Below are 21,871 nucleotides of genomic sequence, written 5' to 3'. Positions count from 1 at the left end.
TACACCACTTCCCTTATGAATTAATTCCACTGAAAGTTCATAGGATGTTTTTTGTGCATGATTCACAATTACCAACCCTAAAACTGCAAACGCTATTGCTAGTAGCTTCATGCTACCATCTCCGTATGGGGTTCCACGGATTCGATGTCAAGGTCTTCTACGTCCAACTGCCCGGAGATCAGCTTGGGGAGCAGCAGGTCACGGGCGGTGCGGAGGTTGTTGTTTTTTTTTGCTAAATTGAATGCACTACTGAGTAATGGGCCGACAACGTCTTGGAATTGGTCAAGTAATGTTGGCGTGTGTTGGGCGGAGTCAATCGGCGGACACGCTATCTGCATGCTTTTCAACAAGACGATGGTAAACGCTTGTTGTGACGATCCAATAGTCGCCTTTGCAAGTTCCGCCTTACCTGCTGGAGAAAGCAACCAACAGTAAAGGAATGAAGCATTTATTCCGGTATAGTCGCGGAACCATGTGAGGTTTCCGTCCTTGAAGTAAAATCGCTCTCCGGGTCGCACAACGTACGGAACGCCGAGCGTGCCTACGGAAGTCAGCAATAGGTCGCCGGGCTGCGGAGCACCGAGCTTGGAACAGAGTTCCGCGAACTTCTCCTCCGATATGAATAGAGTGTTGGACACGTCAATCGCCCCTTGCTGCTTCTCGATAATCTCCTTACCTCGATAAAACGGTACGCCAGATTCGCAATAGTCTTTTGCAAAGACTCGTTTGCTGGAGCGAATGTCACAGTATTTACTTATTTCGATTACCTCCCACCCAACAGGAATCTTCCCCAGCGGTGACTCCACGAGCTTGACTTTTTCGTGGCCGGGGAAGCGGAAGTGGACGAACCATTCCCGGTAAATCGCCTGGGCCATCTCTTCCAGAATGGCAATCCGGCGGGTGTTGTTCTCAATCAGGTCGTCGTAGGCCGAGAGGATCGAGGCTATCTTGCGTTGGGTGGGGAGAGGAGGAAGAAAAACAGAAAGGTTTCCGAGTCCATCTTGGGAGATGTTCGTGATCGCAGCACCACCCGAAAGATTCTTTAATTCTTCTCGGTAATGTGCGTCTCGCAATAGGTAAACCAAAAACAGCCGGTCAGCGATCTCACTTTCAAGTCGAAAACGAATGACGAAACCACAATGAACTGCCTGTGTTTGTGCTGTCTGGGCCATACTTACAAGGGCGATGCCATCTCGTTTTACAGATGAACGGACAAAAAACAGATCTCCCTTTTGAACCAGGTACCTATCGATGTTTTTGAGGTCGGGCAATGCGACAGAATCCATGCTTTCAAAGTCAAGATACCTTCCACCTGAAAAGATGTCTTTCACATTGATCAAAGCGAATGAATCCGACGACTCCACGCCTTTCTGATCTTTCTTGAAATTCACTCCGTTTCTGAACGATCCCAAATCGCGAATTTTGTATTCCTGAAACGTTTCGCTACTCACAACGCCGCCTCCAACAACTTGGCGACGTTGTTCGCAATCCGTTCTTCCAGTTCGCTGGCTTCTGAGTTCAGAACCTCCAACTCTTCGTTGAGTTCCTCCAGCCGTTCGGCAAACACAAAGTCGTCTTCCTCACGATCTGCCACGCCAACATAGCGACCTGGGTTCAGACTCCATCCCTGGGCCTCGATCTCCTCCAGCGTGGCAACCTTGCAGAGTCCCGCCACGTCCGTGTACTTCAGCTTTGGGAAGGTCTCCTTCAGGTCAGGTTCGTCGCCAGGGATCTCGTCGTCGTCACCAGCAATAAACTCCGGCTGCTCCCCCCGGTACAGCCGCACGATGTTGGCCAGATACTCGATCTGCTTGGGGCTGAACTTGCGGTGGGCCCGGTCCACCTGCCGGAACGTATGCCGAGCGTCGATGAACAGCACCTTGTCCTGGCGGTCGGTCTGGGACTTGCCGTTATCCAGGAACCACAGCGTGCAGGGGAGCGTGACCGTGTAGAAGAAGTTCGGCCCGATGGCGACCATCACATCGACCGCGTGCTTTTGTAGCAGCTTCTTACGAATCTCCATCTCTGACTGGCGGGCGTCCGCTGCCGAGTTGGCCATGACGAAGCCCGACCGCCCCTTGCTATTGAGCGAACTGTGGAATAGTTCGATCCAGAGGTAGTTGGCGTTGTCCGCCCGTGGCATCCCCAGCGGAAAGCGGGGATCGTCCTTAATCTTCTCTTTGTCCACTTTGTCCACGTTGAACGGCGGATTGGCCATCACGAAGTCGAACTTGCCGACACATTCGTGCAGGTCTTCGTAGTAGCTGTTGCCCAAGCGGATGTCACCCGATAAGGAATGGACGGCCAAGTTCATGAGTGCCAACTGCCGGGTACCCTCGACACGCTCCTGGCCGTAGCACGAAATCTCCACAGACGGCTTCTGCTGGTGGGCCTTGATAAAACCTGCACTCTGAACAAACATACCGCCCGAGCCACAAGCAGGGTCATAGATGCGTCCGTGGTACGGTTCGATGATCTCGACGATCAACTTGACCAACGACGTGGGGGTGAAGAACTCGCCCCCCTTCTGCCCCTCGCTGCGGGCGAAGTTGCCAAGGAAGTATTCATAGATTTTGCCAAAGGCGTCCCCCTCGGCATCCACGCCAATCTGAGAGAAGTTCTTCAGCAGGGAAACCAGGATCGAGTTCTCGATCTTGGTGTAGGTCTTGGGCAGGACCCCCTTGAGATCTTCGTTCTCGGCCTCCACCGCCTTCATCGCCTCGTTGATCGCCTTGCCGATGTTCTCCCCCTCCGGCAACGACAGCAGGTGAGAGAAGCGAGCGGTCGGCGGCAGGTACATCACCCCCTTGGCCTGGTAGTCCTCTTTGCCAATGGCCCGGCGACCTGAGCCTTTGCCCTCTAGTTCCTTCTCGGCCTGGACAAAGCGGTGGTCTGCGTACCTCAGGAAGATCAGCCCCAGCACGGGCGTCGAGTATTCGGACGACCGCAAGTTGGAGTTCGCCCGAAACTCATCGGCAGCATCCCACAGTCGTCGTTCAGTATCGGAGTTGTTGTTGGCCATGCGTGTCCCAAGGGAAGGTATTGAGAACTGAAACCTCCTACTTTACTCACTGGCGGTCGGAAAGTGTAGCAGTGGCAAATGACGCAAGCAGCCGAAAAGTCGGCGTATGCTCCCTATTATCCGTGGTAGCTGGAGCAGCAAGACCGGGGCGTCGACCGCTTGGGCTGGAGGTTATCAACTTGGAGTCGCTTGCTTTTCTTATACAGTGGTTCTTTGCCGCGTCTGCATCAGACTTTGTCAGGTAATCGCATATTTCACTGAAGAAACCGGCTGGTGTTCTTGACGAGTGCATCAAGCCCAAGCCCTTTTAAAACCACTACTCCAGATCCAATGACTAATGTCAGCACGAGTGGATTCATGGAATTATCAGATAGATCGGCAACATTCCGTGCAAGCTTCGAGAAGAGAGAATCTCCCGTCAGGGGGTTCTCTTCCGAGAATAGCTCATTACAAGTGGAGTATTCCAACTCTGCATCGTTCAATTTCTTGTAGAAATCCTTTATCATCCCCTCCTTCAACTCTTTTGGCCAGTGGGCACAGAAAGAGTCTACCGCGGTCGATGAGATGAATGGTCCGAGGTAATCATGTAACTTCTCAATCTGATGTTCTGTCAGATGAGAAACCGCTGACCTGTTTGTCAAATGCATGAAAAAGTAGACGAACTCAAAGAAAACAAGTACTTCTGCCTCCTTCTTCGCTTCCTTATCGGGAATATCAATGTAGGGGGTCATTTGACTGAAGCAATCCTTAGCTGCCATGATGATCGCCAGGGCAAGATTGCCAAGTGGCGATGTCTGCGTCTGGTTCAGATCGGGACAAGGCTGGATCGTGATGGTAGTCTTGCAAACCGGGCATTTGCCAGATTTGCCAATGTACTTCAAAGAAACGGCCAGCTCGTTCCTGCAGGCTGGGCACCTGATCCGAATTTTGGCTGGAGGCGAGGCCTGTTCAGAATCAATCCATCCGCATTTCTCGCAAGCAAACGCAGTCGGAGAAATCTCACTTCCACAGTTCTTGCAACGAAGAGTTGGCATAAGGAAAGTCAACAACTAATTGAAGAAGTATTCATCAATATTCAAACTAGCTTCGCCCCGCACCAGAAACGTCCTATCGTATCGGCTGCCAGTCCCAGCCAATTGCACCACCGTAGTAGGGAACTACTGCAGGGACTTGGTAGTGGTAATGGTTGCACCCACCATAGTACCCATACCCGTAGTTCCCTCCATAGCCGTACAGGTAAGCAGGTGTCACCCTATCCGTACGATAGGTGTAAGCTGGCCATGCGTAGCACTCGCTTGCAAATCCCACCAAAAAGACAAGTACGATTAGCTTCTTGAACATCTTCCAGTCCTCCGCTTCAAAAGTGGCTGCGAAAAACAACATGTAGTTAAGTGTAGCAATACCATGTCTCGCCTAGCAGTCCCTCCTCCATGCATTTTCAGGAATCGGCGAGAGCATTTGACCTATTTCCCAGTTCCAGACTTCTAGCATCCCGATAAGTCTGCCGATAGGATTAGCGTTTGCTGCCGTCTGAAGCAGCTCTTGTCTGCTACACAGTAATAGAGACTAGAACCGTGGGCATCAATTACCAATTCATTTGCGAAAACTGCAATTATGAGGCCGTGGTCTCTGGTGGCGACGATGTCGGCATGGTGTCTTGCACGACGACGATCTCCTGCCAAGACTGTGGCGAGCTATTCGACGTGGTCACTTCGGAGAAACCTTGGGACGAATCAACGGGATTGTCTGATGGGGAGTTGGTTTGTCCCGGACCTGCGTCTTATGAGTCAAGCTATTATGCAGACAGGGATCGCTCGAACCGGAATCATCGTGTGCGACGATGGATATTTCCAGGACCGTGTCCTAAATGCGGTCAAACGATGACCAAAGGCGAAGCAGTGCTTAATTGGGACTAAGGTGGAGACAACATTAAGACTGGCAGTCACCACATCCATGACTCACCACAACACCCTACTCATCGCCATCTTCACCATCGGCGTGCTGATGCTTCTTGGCTGGGATTGTCCTCAACCGCGTCCAGGGTGGCAACTGGGGAGACCTGCCCTACCGATACAAGACAGCCGCCTTCATCACATACTTTGGCGGCTTCGTGGTCGTGTTGGTTGGGAATATCGTGGTGCGGGTGTTTCTTGTAGCCGTTGACACTGCTACATCGTGAGGCCCAATCTCCGCCAACATCCAAACAAAGAGATGCCCAGTAGTGCCAGAACTGCCGAGGCGGGTTCGGGAATTGCCGCTAGCTTTACTGGTTCGGTAGGCTTGGACAATCCGGTGAAAGTGATGCCGATTGGAGTTTCAAGCAGAGGCAAAGACCAGTCTACAAACGAGTCGAAAATCACTTCAATCTCACCAGGTAGTCCAAAGTCAAACAAAGTATTTGTTGATCGAGTTCCTACTGGTGCCTGAGAGTTGACTCCTACAGCTTCAAAGCTAATACCTTCACGATATATACCGGCATATTGAACGTCCCATCCGAATTGGAGAGGGTTGATCGTAGCAACGTCAGAAGCTGGAATAAAGCTTAAGGGCTGACTATCTGTAAACATATTGATACTGACGGCAATCGGATTGAGCGATCCTGAACCAAATGCGGGCCTTGCAGGAATCATGGCAGTAAATTGGACCGTCATCGAGTCAATTTTGAAATTTACCCCGTCGCTAGTCGCCTCAATCATGGCGACCGCTGGATAGTCCTCGAACGCTCCTAGTTTCCAAAAGGTGTCGAACGAGCCACGGTAGAGGGTAGCTAATGTTGGGCTAGATGTAATTAGGACGATTGCAGTTGCCAAGATAGTGTTTCTCATTATCGTACCTTTCGTGTTGGGGTTCCGGAAACGTAGATGTTTGGCCCTAATTCTACTTAAGCTCAAAGCGACAAGCTAGTTTGTCACCAAGCCCCCCCCAGGATCGCGTCAAACGAGCGTTTGCAGGTCCGGTAGGTATTCTGACCCATACAGAAAAGCAGGCCCTCAGATCGTACGATCTCTCTGTGGTATTTTCCGCCTTATAATTCTCTGATACGGATTCCTGCGAGAAGGGGAGCCGATCTACGACTCAACTTTCCAAGAGAACCCGATCTTATTCAGGCGAGCTATTCGTTCTTTGCTTAGCAACTTCTGTCTTTTCCTGGTTCGTTGATTGCTAACCCAAACGCCAAGTTCAGGGTTCTCGGTCCACCTTTGAGGCACGTCGCAGTCACCATGCTTTTTCTTATATGCCTTCAGCTGGTTGAACATCTTTTCCCAAGACGCTTCCCAGAGATTAAACTCAAAGCCTAGTTTTTCAAGTCGCTTGATACGGGTCTTGCTCAGCAGGCCTTCGCTATACTTGCGGCGTTGATTTTTAATCCATATTGCGAGTTGCGGATTTTCGTTCCAATCGTTCGGTACACGACAATCCCCGTGCTTCGCCTTGAAATCTTTAAGCGATGCGAACATTTCGTCCCAAGCGTTTGAGATGAGTGACCACACAAAGCCAATTTTCTCCAGCCGTTGAAGGCGGGATTTACTCAGTTGGCCTTTGCTGTACGACTTTCGTTGCGTTCTAATCCACAAAGCTAGCTGTGGATTTTCTTTCCATTCCAGAGGTACAAGTGTATCTCCATGTTTCGCCTTATAATCACAAAGTGCTTGGAACATCTCTTCCCATGGAGTTGGCTTTATTTCCCAGACGAAACCTATCGAATCAAGTTTCGCAATTCGGTCTTTGCTCAGCCTCCCTTGCTTGAGTGCTCTTCGTTGGGAGGCAACCCAACCGGCAAGTTTTTCGTTGTCGCTCCACCGCCAGGGCACAAGGCAATCACCATGCTTGGCCTTATATTTCTTGAGTGCCTGGAACATTTCTTCCCAAGCTGCTTCGTGACTATCCCAAGCGAAGCCGAGAGAATTCAATCGAGAGATACGACCTTTACTGAGATTATCTTTTTGGTATTCAGCTCGCTGGGTACTAACCCACTCGCCAAGTCGCGGATTGCCCTCAAACTTGTTCGGCACATTACAATTACCATGCTTGGACTTATACTTCCTGAGTTCAACAAACATCTCTTCCCACTTGGCGGCCAAAGGATTCCACAAGAACCCAAGCTTCTCAAGTCGTGAAATGCGTTCTTTGCTGAGCAAATCTTTCTTGTATGCGTGCCGCAGCCCCCTTACCCAAAGGCCAAGATTCGATCTACCGGACCACTGGGATGGCACGTTACAGTGGCCATGCTTGGCTTTGTACTTCTGGAGTTCAAGGAACATCGATTCCCACTTGGCGGCTAAAGGATTCCATACGAATCCAATCTTCTCAAGCCGAGAGGTACGCTCTTTGCTGAGTTTATCTGTCTTGTGTGTGTGCCGCTGCTGACTAACCCAAGGGCCAAGTTTCGGATTGCCCGACCAATTGTGTGGCACATCGCAGTCACCGTGCTTAGCCTTGTATTTCTTGAGTTCAGCGAACATTTCTTCCCAGCTCACTTCAAACTCTCTCCTCTAAGCCACTTTTGTCAGTTACGAGATTCATGTGATATGCTTTCTTCCGCGAAAACCCACTAGCATTTACACCAACTACATAGTGTAATTTAGGCATGATTTATCGCATAGCAATTTTTTTGATTCTCATCTCTCAAGCCAACTATTCCCATGCTTGGTCGGAATCAGGCCATCACCTAGTTGCCCTGTTGGCGTTCGACCAACTCAATCCCGACGAGCAGAAGCAACTGCTCGAAATGCTCACTGCTCACCCTCGTTACCAGGAAGACTTCACGCCCCCGCCCAAGGTACGCGACATTGATCGCTTCCGAGTTGGCACGGCAGGCTACTGGCCAGACATCGCCCGCAGCCAACCCAAGTACAACCGACCAACGTGGCACTACCAATTAGGAGCCACACTTAAGCTTGGTTTCTACGTGAATGTGCCCGAGACTCCAGGGCCGTTGCCCCAGGCTGCCACGCTCAAGACACAGAAGCTTTACATTGCCCAAGCTGTAGAACTATGTAGGAAGGTGATGGCAGACACCACTTCCCCATCCTCAGATCGTGCCATTGCTCTTTGTTGGCTGGCCCATCTGGTTGGCGATGCACACCAGCCGTGTCATGCAGGAAGCCTGTACGCCGAACGTCTGTTTCCTGATGGTGATCGTGGGGCCAACTCAATACCGTGCAAACAGAAGAACAACATGCACGCGTTGTGGGATGCTTTCTTGGGCGAGGGGTTTGACGAAGGAACAATGAACCGCCGGGTCAAGTGGATCAGCAGCAAGCCCGACTATGAAGCTCTCGGCAAGGATGTACTCGCCAGGGAGAGAACCCTTGACCCCCTGACTTGGTTGGAGGAAAGCCGAGAAGCCTCCAGGGAATATGCTTACACCCCGGAGGTGCTTGGGCCAATCAAGGCTATGATGAAGTCGCCGCTTGAGCCGTTCTTGCCTATCGACTTTTCCGAGACTTACCTGCAACAGGCTGGCAACTTGTCACAACACCGTGCCGCCGAGGCAGGGGTCCGCTTGGCGGAAGTTTGGCGGGAGGGTCTCACAGGTCCTAGTCTAAACACCAAGACTGATGCTAAGTCGGATTCCTCAGAATATGACTTTGGTGATGGTTTCGAGCCAGCCGTTTCACGCTCCAGGTCAACCCACCAACCACCCAAGGCAGCAGCTCTCACGCATTGGCTCAACATAAATACCAACGTTCGGCACAACAGCGATTGCAAGAACTTTGAGAACACCAAGCACGGCAGGCTGTGTTCCCCCAACGAGGGGAAGCCTTGTGGGATCTGTGGCGGTTGACAGCTGGGCTATCATAGAGCATTCGGATAAATGATTAGACAATGGTTGATTGATTCTGTTGAGAGAAGCTTTTATGGCCGAAGCGGTTAGATTTAAATGCGACACATGCGGTCATGCCATCGAGGCGTGGTCGGATGGCAACCCCTATTACATTAATGACGCCGGAGAGAAGGAATACGCCTACCATCCTGACCATGAACGGCTTGACCGTTGCATCGGCAATGATTCCCCACACCTCTGCCTGAACTGTGGGGAAGAGTTTATGGTGGACTCAGAACATCCGATTCAAAAGTGTCCAAAATGCAAGGAAAGCAAAATTGTAGATACGTTTTTATTGGACGGCCACTTGTGTCCATTCTGTAGCGGAGGGACGTTCGGGAAAGACCCCGACTTTTTCTGCATTTCATAATACAGCTCTGGGGGAAGCAGCCTGTCGCTATCTTGTGTTGGAGGGGTAAAGAGTCGACACAACGTATTGCTGGCATTGAGGGCTAGTCTGTGCGACAGATTCTTGCGAGACGCATGATTCGCGGTGAGAATGCCAGCTATGTGCCATCACTTCCGCCTCTTGAACGAAGCCCGCCAGCTAGCCAAGCAGTTCAAGGCCACCATTGCCGACGATCAGCTGCCGTTACCTTTTGGCGACTTCTACCCGCTCAGCCAGGTTCCCGTGATTCGCCTGGACGATTCAGGCGAGCGTGAGATGGTGCCGATGGAGTGGGGGCTGTTGCCGTTTTGGTGGAAGCCGTCCGGCAAGAGCACCTCTCGCAAAGCCTTTCAGCGAAAGTGCTTCAACGCCCGGGGGGAGACCATCGACTCGAAACCAACTTTCCGGGCAGCGTTCAAGAGTCGCCGCTGTCTGATCCCCGGCACAGAGTTCATGGAGAAGGGACACTACTTTCACTTATCAGGCAATGAGCCGTTTGTCTTTGCTGGGTTGTGGGAACACTGGCAGGGCGACGAGGAGACCATCCAGAGTTGCACCATAGTTACCACGATGCCCAACGCGGAAGTCCAGTCGGTGGGGCATCCTAGGATGCCGGTGGTACTGACCGAAGAGAACGCCCTAGCGACTTGGTTGGATCCGGAGATTGTGGAGCGTGAACCGCTCGCGGAGCTGCTACAACCTTCGGTCGATGGGACTTTTCTAGTTCGTGTCAGCGAAAAAATCTAGCAACGACATTCCCTAGGATAAGAACAGCAACCCCCAAGAAGAACACAATCTTGGCCGTTAGCTTGTATCGCCACGGCATATCCCCCCATTTGCCGCCTAGATCGCGGTTGAGCCAGATACCTCTAAGGATCAAGATAATCCCGACTACGAAGCTGAAGGTTAGGAGGGTGCTGGGGGGCATGTGGCTATTATGTGGGCGGGTAAAGCGTTGGCACAAGTGGTTTGCTGGCGTTAGGGGGTCATTCTGAGGAACTCCAGTTGTGTCTGTTTCTAGCGGCGGACGATAAAGCCTCGGAACTTAGGCGGGTGGTGCGAAACTGCGTAGATGATGAAACCGACGCTAGTACTTCATCGCAGGCTACCGGTTGATCTGAGTATTTGGTAACTGCATTTTCAGCTCTAAAACGCCTGCTTCGCTCACCTCCGTTCCAACCAAGGAGATAAAACGAAGGGCTTTGAGGTCTTGAAGATGTGCGATAGCAGCGTCGGTAATTCCCGTATTACTGAGTAATAGTTCACTTAGCTCCGGCAGGTCCTTTATGTGTACAAGTCCTTCGTCGGTGATTTGCGTACCTGCCAGATGCAGCTCTTTGAGATGTCGTAATCCACTGAGATGTTCGAGGCCAGCATCTGTTACCGAAGTACCGCTGAGGAAAAGAATCTCTAAGTTGTGAAGATTCTTAATATGAAGAAGGCCCCCATCTGTAACCTTAGTTCCGTCTAGTAGCAGTTTCTTAAGATTTGTGAGCCTTCCGAGAATGGCAAGGCCAGAGTCCGTGACGTCGTCGTTTCTCACGTCAACGATTTCTAGACGATTCAACTTCCCAATACTTTGTATGCCTTGGTCGGTAATGTCTGTTTCAAATAGCCGAAGAGACGTCAATTCCTTGAGGCCTTCCAACTGGGCAACTTCTTCGTCCCCGAACCTCTGAGTATTAGCTTGTGCTTCGACTACACTAGTAAAGTACTCATCTCCAACCGCCTTTCTGAGGACTTCGGTGGTTGGTGGAATGGCGTTTGTGATTAGCTTCCCGTCTTCAGAAAACTGGTAGTCGAATTTGACCGAGCCTCCAGCGTCACGAATCGCTGCGGTACCGCGTCGCTCATCATTCTCACGTTTAGCCTGTACGGCAAGCCAAATCGCGAAGATCGCAGTCAAGAACAGTAATGTGGTGATTCGGAATCTAAACCAATGTGACGGTGGCTTGACCGCTTTTTCGGAAATGGATTCTTCCATGCTTTCGATTCCTTTTAAGGGAGCGATTCTTGGTAGTGGAGGTAAGTCAAATCTCCAATGATGGTTGATTGTACCTTTACCAAGCAAGCTGGCAAAACAGGGAAATCTCCCAACTTCTATGACGCGGCGGCGTGCCAAACCCCGGAACTTGGCCGTAGCTACCCACTAACGCCAGCAAGCCACTTGGGCCCACCATTGACCCTCGGAACACAAGATGGCGGCAGACAGCAACCAAGGGCTTGCAGGGTACTTGCGTACATGCATCTTGGCTATCTCACCCCGGGAGCGAAATGCCATGGACAGCATTAGCGGGCCTTGTGCTTATCTCGAAAGGAATCACTATGCCACTATCGAAAGAGATGCGGGCCTACCTGGCCAGGCGTTACGACTGCGATCCGCACAAGGAAATCCTATTCGATGGGGACGCGGTTTCCGTTATTGGCATGTTGCCAGGTAACAACGAACCCGAACAGTTATTTGCAGGCTACCTTGCCGACATTGAACGCGACATGCACAGGGACCTCGGCACCGACTTGCCTAACGAATTGGGGGCGACCTGAAAGGAAGTTTTCCAACAGGACCGCCATTACCCACGTCGTGAATCAGAGCCTGAAGCTGTTGGAGAACCCATTTTGCTTTTGGCACTAATCTAACCTATCTTAACACCGAAAATAGGACTCGCGGTTTTGCAGTGGGTAACTAGGTACTTCAAACCGTTGCTGGGGGGGCGGATGGTAAAAAAACCAAGGCGATGGGGCCCCCTGAGCCACACGGTGTCTTTCAGCCATTTCGAGCTGACTGAGTTTAGATGGGCTGTCCTTTTCACCTCAGACTTCATTTGGTTGAGCCGCCAACTAGCAATCGCCTACAAGCCCTCTAACACATCGCATGTCGAAGCAGTAGATTTACCATGGCATGTGATCCACGAGCGTTACACGTGAACTGAGAGGCCTTAGGCAGGCCCTGGACTCTAATCGCTAAGTGGTCAATCATCTCTAAGAGTAATAGGGTATTGCAATCAATTGCATTTCATCGCATTCAGATGCACTGATCAAAGAAAGCCCCGGCCAGTGGGTGGGTGCCACTGGCCGGGGTACTTGCACTGACTATCATCTCTTGCGGGCGACTTCCCAGCCCTTGGCTAGGTCCCGCTCGGCGTAGACCTGGGTGACGTCTGCCGCTCTGTGACCAAGGATGATCTGGGCTGCCTCCAGTCCGAATTCCCGCCTGATCTCTGTGGCTGCAGCATGGCGGAGCTGATTCGGTGACCAGCGGTGGTCCGACTGCCACTTCTTCAGCTCGGCTATCTGGGAAGAGGGCATGTCCTTACGGACTATGGAACCAAGCTCTGGGTGGGGAAATGCCTTGTCGCAGGCATAGTGGATCGCCCGGCGGTAGCTGTTAGTGATGTAACGATCCCCGGGGGTTTTCTTGGGTTTCTTCTTGCGATTAGAGCCTGGACTATTGCCACAACTCAGTGGGGTAACTCGAATCTCATGTAGTTTGGCTAATCGCTTTTTCTCACTATCAATTGGTCGGAAGCAATACTCCTCCGATCCCCGGGCCAAATAGCGGAGCATTAGCTCTTGAGCTTGGGGACCGAGGAAAACAATTCTCTGTAGCCCATGATGCTCGGTCTTGTGGGAACTTGGGCGGTAAAGCCATACGTCACCAGTCCGGTCAATGTCGCATGGCCTTATTAGGCAGACTTCAGCCGGCCTCATGCCCGTGATACGTTGGATACGCACCATGTCAGACACAATGGTCGTCAAGAAGGGGAGCGTTGTCTCGACTATGTCGTGTTCCACAGGCTTTACGGGGTCGGACTCCCTTGCTCCGGATCGACCCTGACGAAGTCCTGGCAAGGCAGCCAATCCCTGTGAAACGGCAGGGGGAATTAGCTCCTCAGCCACGGCCCACTTGAACATTCGCTTGATGCGGCCAATCTGAGAATTGACATAGTTCCGAGACTGGTTTTCGTCGATCATCCGCTGCCTAAGCGTCTTAAGAGCCAAAGGACCAAAATCAGCCGCTTGGGTCTTTCCATACCATTCCCTCAGGAACCGTAACGCAATTCGGATGCTTGGGTTTTCTCCAGTGCACCTACCATCTTTCACATAATATCCTTTGGCGTGCTGCCAGTACCGAGCACACAACTCGACAATCGTAATACCATCGGAAGGGCTGAAAAGCGGGTTCCGATGATTCTGCAGCCATTCCCCGATTAGTCGGTCATATTCTCGCTTACTGGCTTTGGTGCCGTGAGGACCCAGATAGTGATCGCGACCATTGAGAGTTACGACGGCTTGACCGCTAGAACGATGCTTGCGGTACTTAGGAAGATGATTGTTCGACCACGGCATGGTACGGGTCTCCTTTGCTGTTTTTCCAAAAACGGTATGTACCGTTTTTGAAGCTTGGGAAACGCCGCACTGTCGAACGTCGACAGGTAACAGAAACTCTTATTTCGGCGGGAGTTACGTCTAGTACGCCCGGAGGGACTCGAACCCCCAACCCCTGGTTCCGAAGACCAGTGCTCTATCCAATTGAGCTACGGACGCATGTCTATTGAGCAGCATAGATTCTTACTCGTTCGGAGACAAGCGGCCAGAGAACTATGCAGAAAAGGCATCTACATGAGCGATCGGCAAGGGTTGGATTCTGACAGCCTGGCTATGCTAGCCAGCCCATGATCGTCAGTAGGACCATCACCCCGGCCATGAACACAAGAACCCACAATCCAAATCGAACTGCGTGGTTCAAGATGGGGGTGATTTCTTCGTGGCGTGTCGCTGCGCAAACCAAGCTCACGCTCACGATTAAGGGAATTGCGTACCACAAGTTAATGACTGCCAGTAGAGGTGCCAGCGACATTTTTAGCGCAGCCGATGAAAAGCAGCATGGGACGGCGAAGTTAATCATTGTTCGACTGCTCGGGAGCAGTTTCCCCTTTTTTATGCGGTTTGATGATCAACGGCCCGGCGGCTGCGTCGCAGATTACTAACACATTCAACAGGCCTGCGACCATTGTGTAGACCGTACCGATTTCAAAAAGTGGGTGGTATTGAACAGTCCATTTGGCTAACTCGTTGGGCTGGCGAGTCATGTTTCCAGAGTCGTCCTTCCAGGGGACGGGTTTATTTCTTGGAGGTGCCATGAATTCGCTTCCGAACAGCAGAGGCTCGTTGTTGAGCATCCGATGCCGTTGAATCAGCATGGGTGTGGCTGGCAGGCCGACACCAAGTTGGCAAAAGTATTGCCAGCGAAATTGCTGCTCCCAGGGGACGGCGGCGTAGACTACCTTTCCGCCACCGAGATACAAACCATAGGCGAATGTGCCAAGGATGCAAATGAAAAACAGCAGGCCCTTGCCCGTGCGGCCTTGGTAGAGGTGGCCCAGACCAGGAATCGCCCAAGCCAGGAGGCCGGCGATCCAAGGATTCTTTAGATCGATCACAATCGCATCTTCAGGAGCGTCAGAACCAGCGGCATCTGGTATGCGTGTCTTCGCCATTGCTAACAAAACTCGGGAATGTTGACGGCTATTGGGAGTGGCACAAATAATTAAATGAGCTCACCATTCTAGGCATTGGGCCGCTGAAAACCCAGGTCAGAACTAGACAAGAATTAGCGGAAATAAAGCAATGCAAAAAGTTATTCGTCGACCAACGGGGAATCTTGGCTCGTAGCTTAATTATCTGAGTGCCAGCACGATGGCCCCCAGTATGGCAAACACAATCCCAATCCCAATCAGGACTCGTGTGTTAGGCTTTCTCGCATCGGCGATCGGTCCACTTTGAAGGCGTTGAGTAAGATTGGGGCTGCTGGTTTCTGCCTCGCCGGCATGGTCGTCTTTGGCTTGAGCGAGTTGGTACAGGCGAGAAGCGTTGGAAGTTCCTGAAAGCAATTGCTCTAAGGTATCGGCAACTTGCTGGGCATTCTTGGGGCGGTTTTCTGGCTTCTTCTCAAGCATGGCGTCGACCAGGTCAGCAAATTCGCTTGGGCAATCCGGCACGATCACATCCAATCGAGGAGGAGCACTCTCTAGATGCTGATCAAAGATTTCCGCAAAATTTGCTCCATCGAAAGGAACATGACCCGCAACCATTTCAAACACAATGCAACCAAGTGCGTAGATATCCAAACGACCATCGATATCGTCTTGGGCAGTGATCTGCTCGGGTGGCATGTAGCGCCAAGTACCCACGGTCTGTCCGGAGGTTGTGAGTCGTGAATCGTTTAGATCGCGTGCCAAACCAAGGTCACCAAGTTTCACGAATCCATCTTCCGAAAGGTAAAGATTAGCGGGCTTGAGATCTCGATGGATGCAGCCTCGTTGATGTGCATGACTCAGTGCCCGAGAAACCTGTACGGTGACCTCAGCAGCTTCGCGCCAGGGAAGCCGGCCCCGCACAATCAGAACCTCTTTGAGACTTCCGCACTCGACCAGTTCCATCGCGCAGTAGATGCTGTCTTCGTTGAGGCCGGCATCAAACACGTGCACGATATTTTCGTGATCGAGTTTCTTCAGCAGGGCAATCTCGCGGACGAAGCGATTCTGAACCTCTGGTTCCAACTCCTTTGTTCCGTGCAAAAGCTTGATGGCTACTCGCTGACCCGTTTCTTGATGGGTCCCTTCGAAGACCGCACCAAAACCTCCTCGGCCTAGGCAGCGTCCAAGCCAGTAAGGGCCGACTAGCTCGCCCGCATTGGAGGGTGCGGCATTTTCTTTGCGTTTGGCATCTTGAGAGATCATGGAAATCCCACTCGCTTGTTAATGAATACGCCGCCTGTTGATGACTGGCATTCTAGCAACACTTTCGTTCTTCCCCAACAGATGGAAGGAAAAAGGCATGGGGGAGAGGGGCGGACGGGGAAAGTGTCGGCTCTATTTGCTACGCTTCCCCACGTGGATTAGGCTGTCTATATGGGAATCAAATGGGCAGAAATGGGTTCGCCGGAGCAGCCGGCACGAGAATTCGCGCGGCAAGTGCTGACCGAGCGGATGGCCGTTGTCGAGTCGCTCTTGCCCTTGGCTGCCCACCACTATCTTGAGGATGTCGAGCATGTGCATCAGCTTCGGGTAGGCTGCCGCCGTGCCTCGGCAGCACTCAGGGCATTCGAACCGCTGTTTTCAACTAAACCCAAGGCCATGAAAAAATGGCTCAGTAGAATTCGAGATGCTGCTGGACCGGCTAGGGACATAGACGTACTCTTGGGTCGATTTGCTTCCGAGTCCTTCGATGATTCTGTGACGACTCACGCCTGCGAACGACTTGAGGGCGAAAGACGTGACGCGCAGCAGAGATTAGTAAAGGTGGCAGCCAAGGCATCGCGGGGAAAGTTAGTTGAGAGCGTCGAAAGATGTTTGCGATCGCTGGCCGAGAATTGTGATTCGTATGGAGAGATTGACTGTCGAGATCTGGGTCGGGTCGCTTTGCGAGTGGCTAGTAATGCCTTCTTGCCGCTAGCTCATCTCCCCAATCCGACAATTGCCGAACTGCACCAAATGCGGATCACGGGCAAGCGATTGCGGTATTCCATCGAGATATTCCATGCCGCATTTTCTACAAAGTTGAAGCAAGAGGTTTATCCTCTGATTGCCAGCCTGCAAGATCGCCTGGGTAAGATCAACGATCACGCTACGGCTCAGGCGTTATTTCAGTCATGGCTCGCCTCTATGGAGCCAACTGCACTGGCAGCTGAACTGGCAGGCCGCGTCGTTACGGAGCATAAGGCGGCGATGCAGCTCAACAAGCGGTTCTCAAAATGGTGGACTGAGAAACGGGTTACGAAGCTGGATGCGGCGCTGCATGAGCTGGTCTTGGATGGGTAAATCCATTCGCTAAGCCGCCGATCTGGGCTGACTTGACCTCCAGCCGTTTCATGTTGTTTACGTTGGTCACGTTGGCCGCGTTTTTTGCATGACGAAGTTGGCTGAACATGAGTAGTGCGTCGAATACGGCGGACACCATAGAAACTGATCTAGTGACTCCAATTCCGTAAAGAAATTGACCCTGGCAAGCATTTGGTAGGAGTATTTACCGGTTCTTCCACCAAAACCCGAGCGTCGCCAGGAATAGAATCCATTCTGTGGCGGCGAAGTACCAGGTAGGATTCGCGACTCCGCTGAAAAGCAGCAGGCTAAGCGTGCGCATGATTGCCAAGCTTGCGTGTACTAATAGGCAAACCAGCAGCGAAGCTGACGTAAACTCCGGTCGCACCATTGGCAGTAGAAACACCAGTCCCAGAGCCAATTGCAACCCACCATAAACAGTAAAATACTCACTCTCGCCTGAACCCGGTCGGAGTTCAAAGCCGATCGAGCCGGCGGTCTTGGTGGGTTGCAACGCACACCAGAGAGCGAGTAGCAGATAGATGATGCCGACGATGGCGAGATAGGTGCGGGTCATGGGGAGTTGCTAGTGGTTAGGCGCTGGGCGCTAGTCAGATTCATGAAACAACCCCGGTGGGAGAATTGCTCTCCCGCCGGGGTTGATGGGTTTTCAAAGCTATTGAGTTAAGGTTGAGTCGGTCGGGGTCGGGAACTATACCCGGCTCGCTTGGCGTGAATTAACTCGCGCCTGGCGCCTCACGACTCGCGCCTCACTCAATACATGTCGTCCATGCCTGGTCCCGCCGCCGCCTTCTTGTCCTTCTTGGGGGCCTCGGCGATCAGGGCGTCTGAGGTCAATAGCAACGTCGAAACGCTCGCTGCATTTTGCAAGGCCGTACGGGTGACCTTCGTGGGGTCGATGACTCCGGCCTTGACCATGTCTTCGTAGACATCGGTGGCGGCGTTGTAGCCGTTGTTACCCTTGGCCTCGGAGACCTTCTCGCAGACAATGCCGCCGTCCTGTCCAGCGTTCGCAGCAATGGCTGTGAGCGGGGCACGGCAGGCACGTAGGACAATGTTGTAGCCGACTTTCTGGTCGTGGCTAATATCGCCAGGCTTCACCGAAGTGCTCGCCCGTAAGATGGCAACGCCACCACCAGGGAGAATGCCTTCTTCCACTGCGGCACGGGTGGCATGCAGGGCGTCTTCGACACGGGCCTTCTTTTCTTTCATTTCGCTCTCGGTCGCGGCACCGACATTGACCTTTGCCACGCCACCGGCGAGTTTCGCCAGGCGCTCTTCGAGCTTTTCCTTGTCGTAGTCGCTCGAAGTGTTGTCAATCTCGCGTCGGATCTGCTCGATACGTCCCTTGATCGCATCGCTCTTGCCAGCGCCTTCAATGAGCGTGGTGTTGTCCTTGCCGACAATCACCTTCTTGGCACGGCCAAGTTCCTTGAGGCCGATGCTTTCAAGCTTGATGCCCAGGTCTTCGAAGATGGCCTGACCACCGGTGAGGGTGGCAATGTCTTCGAGCATGGCCTTACGACGATCGCCAAAGCCAGGGGCTTTCACGGCACATACATTGAACGTGCCCCGAAGGCGATTGATCACTAGGGTTGCGAGTGCTTCTCCCTCGATGTCTTCAGCGACAATCAACAATGGCTTGCCACTATTGACGACGGCTTCAAGACAGGGAACGAGATCCTTGACATTCGTGATTTTCTTTTCGTGAACAAGCACGTAGCAATCCTCCAGCACACATTCCATGCTGGCAGTGTCAGTCACGAAGTACGGCGAAAGATAACCACGGTCGAATTGCATGCCTTCGACCCACTCGACTTCGGTGGCGAGGCTCTTGCCTTCGTCGACGGTGATGACGCCATCCTTGCCGACCTTCTCCATGGCCTTAGCGAGCATGTCTCCGATTTCGCGATCCCCGTTCGAGGCAACTGTGCCAACCTGGGACATTTCTTCGGAAGTCTTGATCTTGACGGCCATCTTCTTGAGTTCGGCGGTGATGTCCTCGACCGCTTTCTCGATGCCCTGCTTCATTTGCACAGGATTTACGCCGGCCACGACTGCCTTGAGGCCTTCGTTGAAAATGGCTTCGGCGAGAACTGTTGCGGTCGTGGTGCCGTCGCCAGCGACGTCACTGGTTTTGCTGGCAACTTCCTTGACCATCTGGGCACCCATGTTTTCGTAGGTGTCCTCAAGTTCGATTTCCTTGGCGACTGTCACACCATCTTTGGTGACGGTGGGGGAGCCGAAGGATTTTTGGAGGATGACGTTGCGGCCTTTGGGGCCGAGGGTAATTTTGACCGCGCGGGCCAGTTTGCCGACGCCGCGACGCATTGCATCGCGGGCTTCTTGATCAAAGGCGATCATTTTGGCCATGGGAGGGGTTCCTTTGTTTGGAGTCGTTAGTTGTTAGGTATTAGTCGTTAGTTGGACTGATCGCTTGAGCGACCAGTCCGTGTTTGAAATTCAGTCGATCACTGCGAGGATGTCGCTTTCGCTCATGAGGAGGTACTCCTCGTCGTCGATCGAGATCGTTTCAGGGGCATAGCTTGTGAACAGCACGCGGTCCCCTTTCTTAACTTGCATTTCGCCGCGAGTGCCGTCATCGAGCAACTTGCCAGTGCCGATGGCGATGATCGTACCGCGCGAGGGTTTGTCCTTTGCGCTGTCAGGGAGATAAATGCCACCGACGGTGACTTCCTGCGATTCGTCGCGCGAGACGACGACTTTGTCGCCGAGGGGTTGCAGGTTGACCTTGCTCTTTTTCTTGGTGGCGGTAGCTGCCATGTGCGTTGTCCTCCGAAATGTGAATTGAATAGTTGGAAAGTTGATGTTTGAATTTGGGGCTACAAACTGGGCGCAGAACGCCACCGTTGGGTGTGACTGACAATTGCAACCAGCGCGCCAAATCACTCAGTTGATGTAAGCACTTACTCGTTATGGCTTTACGGAAATTGTTGCTCTTCGGCCTTACCTGCCATTTTGGGCGAGGCCTCCATTTCCCCGCTATATGCATGGCCGCCGTGCTGCCATAATGGCAGCACCGTATTTGGGTATTGGATCAATAGTGTGGGGGCTTCTCGTGGGGCAGGTCCTCTCCAGTGCGATCCATAAGACCTTGGAGCATCCTCGCCAAGTTCGCCAGCTCCCGTCGCTGACGATCCAATTCGGCCTGCTGCTTCAGCACGACGCTATTGAGTTCGTCGAATTGACGCTGCTGGAAAGTGAGTTTCTCTTCAAGTGCGACCAGAGTAGGCGTTTGTTGCGAATCTTCTGCCATGAAGATCAACCTAAGTTAGCTTAGTCGGGCATACAAGGGCGCCGATTTGACGAGGCACTCCCAGTAAAGGGATAATTCACTGCAAGATCCCACAACTACCATCCACAGGAGGTGCGCCATGTCCACACAAACAGCAGAACAACTCACAAAGAAAAAATGCCTTCCCTGCGAAGGGGGTGTCGATCCCTATTCTCCCGCCGACGCCAAGGCCCAGTTGGCCAATCATGAAGGCTGGTACCTGACCCATGATGGTCAACGAATTCGCAAGGATTGGAAGGTAAAGAACTTCATGGCAGGCATGGATTTCTTCAAGAAATGTGCCGAAGTTGCTGAGGCGGATGGTCATCACCCCGACTTGCATATCGAAGGTTATCGCAACGTGTCCGTTGAGTTGTGGACGCATGCGATCGGCGGTCTATCGGAGAACGATTTTATTTTGGCTGCCAAGATTGACCAACTTCCTATTGAATTAGCGAGCAAGTAGTTATGACCACCGAAAAATTTCCTGCTCTGGTTGTTCGGCGTGAAGGCAAGTCGGAAGCGACTATTGCCATCGAACAATTATCCCGTTCAGAATTGCCTCCGGGCGATGTTGTAATCGAAGTTGAGTATTCGTCTCTCAACTACAAAGACGCGCTCGCTTGCCACGCACATCCAGGAGTTGTGAGACAACTCCCTCATGTGCCTGGGATTGATTGTGCGGGGAAGGTTATTGAGTCCGAAGTAGAGGAATTTTCCGTCGGCGATCCCGTCTTGGTAACCGGCTACAATTTTGGCTCCGGTGCGTGGGGAGGCTACTCGGCTGAGGTCCGCGTTCCTGCCTCGTGGGTCGTTCCCCGCCCAGAAACGCTTTCTCCCCGTGAGGCGATGATCTATGGCACAGCGGGTTTTACGGCGGCGCAGTGTGTGCATGCAATCCAGCACCACGGCATTGAACCTGATCGAGGTGAAGTAGTGGTCACAGGTGCCACCGGTGGTGTAGGGAGCATTGCCGTGGCATTGTTGGCCAAGCTGGACTACACGGTTGTTGCTGTTACGGGTAAGCCGGAGTACACGGATCTGCTCTTAAAGCTCGGCGCGCAGCGAATCATTGGACGTGAGGATGTCGATGATCACAGTGATAAACAGCTACTCCCCTCCCAGTGGTCTGCCGCAGTGGACACGGTGGGTGGTAACACCCTTGCGACCCTGCTCCGCTCCACAGCCTACCGGGGGTGTGTGACGGCCTGCGGATTAGTCGGCGGTGACACGCTGCCACTCACTGTCTATCCCTTTATTCTAAGAGGCGTCACCCTCTCGGGGATCGATTCGGCCAAGTGCCCGCGGGGGCCGAGGATGGAGATTTGGGACCTGCTTTCTGGAGCCTGGAATGTCGCTGAGCAGTTGGAGCCGCTCGCCCGCGAGGTGTCTTTGAATCAGGTTTCGAGTGAAGTCGAGGCTATGCTCGCTGGAAAAAATCATGGCCGGATTCTGGTACGTCCGGTTGTGGATTGATCTGGGTCTGCTAGCAACGGTG

At 52.5% G+C, this 21,871-nt stretch carries 23 protein-coding genes and 1 tRNA gene; 8 read left to right on the top strand and 16 right to left on the bottom strand.

All coding sequences use genetic code 11. The features are described 5' to 3' along the window. Nucleotides 1-107: 107 nt before the first annotated feature. From Pla144_RS01980 to Pla144_RS01965, 4 genes are all read right to left on the bottom strand, one after another. On the bottom strand, nt 108-1,451 hold the full coding sequence (locus Pla144_RS01980; RefSeq protein ID WP_146447640.1) for a restriction endonuclease subunit S: 1,344 nt from the start codon (nt 1,449-1,451) through the stop codon (nt 108-110). After that, the gene (locus Pla144_RS01975; RefSeq protein ID WP_146447639.1) at nt 1,448-3,022 is read right to left on the bottom strand and encodes a type I restriction-modification system subunit M; all 1,575 of its coding nucleotides are present in this window, start codon (nt 3,020-3,022) and stop codon (nt 1,448-1,450) included. Before Pla144_RS01975 ends, Pla144_RS01980 begins: the two co-directional genes overlap by 4 nt. A gap of 254 nt (nt 3,023-3,276) precedes the next feature. Then, on the bottom strand, nt 3,277-3,780 hold the full coding sequence (locus tag Pla144_RS01970) for a hypothetical protein (protein WP_146447638.1): 504 nt from the start codon (nt 3,778-3,780) through the stop codon (nt 3,277-3,279). A 349-nt stretch (nt 3,781-4,129) separates the two neighbouring features. Beyond that, entirely contained in the window at nt 4,130-4,363 is a 234-nt protein-coding gene (locus Pla144_RS01965; protein ID WP_146447637.1) for a hypothetical protein, read from the bottom strand. A gap of 233 nt (nt 4,364-4,596) precedes the next feature. Here Pla144_RS01965 and Pla144_RS01960 point away from each other — a divergent pair, with 233 nt between their 5' ends. Together Pla144_RS01960 and Pla144_RS24395 are read left to right on the top strand one after the other, a co-directional pair. Then, nucleotides 4,597-4,938: a hypothetical protein gene (locus tag Pla144_RS01960; RefSeq protein ID WP_146447636.1), complete on the top strand. Its 342-nt coding sequence runs from the start codon at nt 4,597-4,599 to the stop codon at nt 4,936-4,938. A gap of 95 nt (nt 4,939-5,033) precedes the next feature. Beyond that, nucleotides 5,034-5,201: a hypothetical protein gene (locus Pla144_RS24395; protein WP_197530321.1), complete on the top strand. Its 168-nt coding sequence runs from the start codon at nt 5,034-5,036 to the stop codon at nt 5,199-5,201. Here Pla144_RS24395 and Pla144_RS01955 read toward each other — a convergent pair. After that, a complete protein-coding gene (locus Pla144_RS01955) occupies nt 5,191-5,847 on the bottom strand; it encodes a PEP-CTERM sorting domain-containing protein (RefSeq protein WP_146447635.1) in 657 nt (218 codons plus the stop codon). The genes Pla144_RS24395 and Pla144_RS01955 overlap by 11 nt on opposite strands. Nucleotides 5,848-6,090: 243 nt before the next feature. After that, complete coding sequence (locus Pla144_RS01950; RefSeq protein WP_146447634.1) at nt 6,091-7,500, bottom strand: helicase associated domain-containing protein; 1,410 nt, start codon at nt 7,498-7,500, stop codon at nt 6,091-6,093. Nucleotides 7,501-7,610: 110 nt separating this feature from the next. Here Pla144_RS01950 and Pla144_RS01945 point away from each other — a divergent pair, with 110 nt between their 5' ends. Next, nucleotides 7,611-8,810, top strand: coding sequence for a S1/P1 nuclease (locus tag Pla144_RS01945; RefSeq protein WP_146447633.1), 1,200 nt, complete (start codon nt 7,611-7,613; stop codon nt 8,808-8,810). A gap of 538 nt (nt 8,811-9,348) precedes the next feature. Beyond that, nucleotides 9,349-9,984 carry an SOS response-associated peptidase gene (locus tag Pla144_RS01940; protein WP_146447632.1) on the top strand — a complete coding sequence of 212 codons (636 nt, stop codon included), beginning with the start codon at nt 9,349-9,351 and terminating at the stop codon, nt 9,982-9,984. Between the two features lie 358 nt (nt 9,985-10,342). Here the strand turns inward: Pla144_RS01940 and Pla144_RS01935 are convergent, their stop codons facing one another. Continuing rightward, nucleotides 10,343-11,221, bottom strand: a complete 879-nt coding sequence (locus tag Pla144_RS01935; protein WP_146447631.1) for a leucine-rich repeat domain-containing protein — start codon at nt 11,219-11,221, stop codon at nt 10,343-10,345. A 341-nt stretch (nt 11,222-11,562) separates the two neighbouring features. Here Pla144_RS01935 and Pla144_RS01930 point away from each other — a divergent pair, with 341 nt between their 5' ends. Then, nucleotides 11,563-11,781 carry a hypothetical protein gene (locus Pla144_RS01930; RefSeq protein WP_146447630.1) on the top strand — a complete coding sequence of 73 codons (219 nt, stop codon included), beginning with the start codon at nt 11,563-11,565 and terminating at the stop codon, nt 11,779-11,781. A 549-nt stretch (nt 11,782-12,330) separates the two neighbouring features. On the opposite strand, the gene Pla144_RS01925 is transcribed toward Pla144_RS01930, so the two are convergent. The 5 genes from Pla144_RS01925 to Pla144_RS01905 form a co-directional block, all read right to left on the bottom strand. Then, nucleotides 12,331-13,584: a tyrosine-type recombinase/integrase gene (locus Pla144_RS01925; RefSeq protein WP_146447629.1), complete on the bottom strand. Its 1,254-nt coding sequence runs from the start codon at nt 13,582-13,584 to the stop codon at nt 12,331-12,333. A gap of 124 nt (nt 13,585-13,708) precedes the next feature. After that, nucleotides 13,709-13,782, bottom strand: a tRNA-Arg gene (locus Pla144_RS01920). Between the two features lie 112 nt (nt 13,783-13,894). Then, nucleotides 13,895-14,143, bottom strand: coding sequence for a hypothetical protein (locus Pla144_RS01915; RefSeq protein WP_231936124.1), 249 nt, complete (start codon nt 14,141-14,143; stop codon nt 13,895-13,897). Beyond that, nucleotides 14,136-14,735: a DUF6677 family protein gene (locus Pla144_RS01910; protein WP_146447628.1), complete on the bottom strand. Its 600-nt coding sequence runs from the start codon at nt 14,733-14,735 to the stop codon at nt 14,136-14,138. Before Pla144_RS01910 ends, Pla144_RS01915 begins: the two co-directional genes overlap by 8 nt. 180 nt (nt 14,736-14,915) lie before the next feature. Next, nucleotides 14,916-15,977: a serine/threonine protein kinase gene (locus tag Pla144_RS01905; RefSeq protein WP_146447627.1), complete on the bottom strand. Its 1,062-nt coding sequence runs from the start codon at nt 15,975-15,977 to the stop codon at nt 14,916-14,918. Nucleotides 15,978-16,148: 171 nt separating this feature from the next. On the opposite strand from Pla144_RS01905, the gene Pla144_RS01900 reads away from it, so the two are divergent. Further along, on the top strand, nt 16,149-17,057 hold the full coding sequence (locus tag Pla144_RS01900) for a CHAD domain-containing protein (RefSeq protein WP_146447626.1): 909 nt from the start codon (nt 16,149-16,151) through the stop codon (nt 17,055-17,057). A gap of 205 nt (nt 17,058-17,262) precedes the next feature. Here the strand turns inward: Pla144_RS01900 and Pla144_RS01895 are convergent, their stop codons facing one another. The 4 genes from Pla144_RS01895 to Pla144_RS01880 all read right to left on the bottom strand — a co-directional run bounded on the left by Pla144_RS01895 (nt 17,263) and on the right by Pla144_RS01880 (nt 20,355). Continuing rightward, entirely contained in the window at nt 17,263-17,634 is a 372-nt protein-coding gene (locus Pla144_RS01895; RefSeq protein ID WP_146447625.1) for a DUF4345 family protein, read from the bottom strand. A 197-nt stretch (nt 17,635-17,831) separates the two neighbouring features. Further along, nucleotides 17,832-19,451 (bottom strand): chaperonin GroEL, encoded by a 1,620-nt coding sequence (groL, locus tag Pla144_RS01890; RefSeq protein WP_146447624.1) that lies wholly within the window; start codon nt 19,449-19,451, stop codon nt 17,832-17,834. A gap of 90 nt (nt 19,452-19,541) precedes the next feature. After that, on the bottom strand, nt 19,542-19,862 hold the full coding sequence (locus tag Pla144_RS01885) for a co-chaperone GroES (RefSeq protein ID WP_146447623.1): 321 nt from the start codon (nt 19,860-19,862) through the stop codon (nt 19,542-19,544). Nucleotides 19,863-20,136: 274 nt separating this feature from the next. Then, nucleotides 20,137-20,355, bottom strand: a complete 219-nt coding sequence (locus Pla144_RS01880; protein WP_146447622.1) for a SlyX family protein — start codon at nt 20,353-20,355, stop codon at nt 20,137-20,139. Between the two features lie 118 nt (nt 20,356-20,473). On the opposite strand from Pla144_RS01880, the gene Pla144_RS01875 reads away from it, so the two are divergent. Both Pla144_RS01875 and Pla144_RS01870 read left to right on the top strand, forming a co-directional pair. Beyond that, entirely contained in the window at nt 20,474-20,839 is a 366-nt protein-coding gene (locus Pla144_RS01875; RefSeq protein WP_146447621.1) for a 4a-hydroxytetrahydrobiopterin dehydratase, read from the top strand. Nucleotides 20,840-20,841: 2 nt separating this feature from the next. Continuing rightward, on the top strand, nt 20,842-21,849 hold the full coding sequence (locus Pla144_RS01870) for a YhdH/YhfP family quinone oxidoreductase (RefSeq protein ID WP_146447620.1): 1,008 nt from the start codon (nt 20,842-20,844) through the stop codon (nt 21,847-21,849). Nucleotides 21,850-21,871 lie beyond the last annotated feature (22 nt).

Origin of the sequence: Bythopirellula polymerisocia (assembly GCF_007860015.1) — a bacterium.
GTDB lineage: Bacteria > Planctomycetota > Planctomycetia > Pirellulales > Lacipirellulaceae > Bythopirellula > Bythopirellula polymerisocia.
This window is presented reverse-complemented; position numbering and strand designations above follow the sequence as displayed.

Coding starts and splice junctions, on each gene's coding strand:
- Pla144_RS01975 (WP_146447639.1), bottom strand. CDS start 3,022: ATGGCCAACAACAACTCCGATACTGAACGACGACTGTGGGATGCTGCC.
- Pla144_RS01970 (WP_146447638.1), bottom strand. CDS start 3,780: ATGGCAGCTAAGGATTGCTTCAGTCAAATGACCCCCTACATTGATATT.
- Pla144_RS01965 (WP_146447637.1), bottom strand. CDS start 4,363: ATGTTCAAGAAGCTAATCGTACTTGTCTTTTTGGTGGGATTTGCAAGC.
- Pla144_RS01955 (WP_146447635.1), bottom strand. CDS start 5,847: ATGAGAAACACTATCTTGGCAACTGCAATCGTCCTAATTACATCTAGC.
- Pla144_RS01945 (WP_146447633.1), top strand. CDS start 7,611: ATGATTTATCGCATAGCAATTTTTTTGATTCTCATCTCTCAAGCCAAC.
- Pla144_RS01940 (WP_146447632.1), top strand. CDS start 9,349: ATGCCAGCTATGTGCCATCACTTCCGCCTCTTGAACGAAGCCCGCCAG.
- Pla144_RS01935 (WP_146447631.1), bottom strand. CDS start 11,221: ATGGAAGAATCCATTTCCGAAAAAGCGGTCAAGCCACCGTCACATTGG.
- Pla144_RS01930 (WP_146447630.1), top strand. CDS start 11,563: ATGCCACTATCGAAAGAGATGCGGGCCTACCTGGCCAGGCGTTACGAC.
- Pla144_RS01925 (WP_146447629.1), bottom strand. CDS start 13,584: ATGCCGTGGTCGAACAATCATCTTCCTAAGTACCGCAAGCATCGTTCT.
- Pla144_RS01915 (WP_231936124.1), bottom strand. CDS start 14,143: ATGATTAACTTCGCCGTCCCATGCTGCTTTTCATCGGCTGCGCTAAAA.
- Pla144_RS01910 (WP_146447628.1), bottom strand. CDS start 14,735: ATGGCGAAGACACGCATACCAGATGCCGCTGGTTCTGACGCTCCTGAA.
- Pla144_RS01905 (WP_146447627.1), bottom strand. CDS start 15,977: ATGATCTCTCAAGATGCCAAACGCAAAGAAAATGCCGCACCCTCCAAT.
- Pla144_RS01900 (WP_146447626.1), top strand. CDS start 16,149: ATGGGAATCAAATGGGCAGAAATGGGTTCGCCGGAGCAGCCGGCACGA.
- Pla144_RS01895 (WP_146447625.1), bottom strand. CDS start 17,634: ATGACCCGCACCTATCTCGCCATCGTCGGCATCATCTATCTGCTACTC.
- groL (WP_146447624.1), bottom strand. CDS start 19,451: ATGGCCAAAATGATCGCCTTTGATCAAGAAGCCCGCGATGCAATGCGT.
- Pla144_RS01885 (WP_146447623.1), bottom strand. CDS start 19,862: ATGGCAGCTACCGCCACCAAGAAAAAGAGCAAGGTCAACCTGCAACCC.
- Pla144_RS01880 (WP_146447622.1), bottom strand. CDS start 20,355: ATGGCAGAAGATTCGCAACAAACGCCTACTCTGGTCGCACTTGAAGAG.
- Pla144_RS01875 (WP_146447621.1), top strand. CDS start 20,474: ATGTCCACACAAACAGCAGAACAACTCACAAAGAAAAAATGCCTTCCC.
- Pla144_RS01870 (WP_146447620.1), top strand. CDS start 20,842: ATGACCACCGAAAAATTTCCTGCTCTGGTTGTTCGGCGTGAAGGCAAG.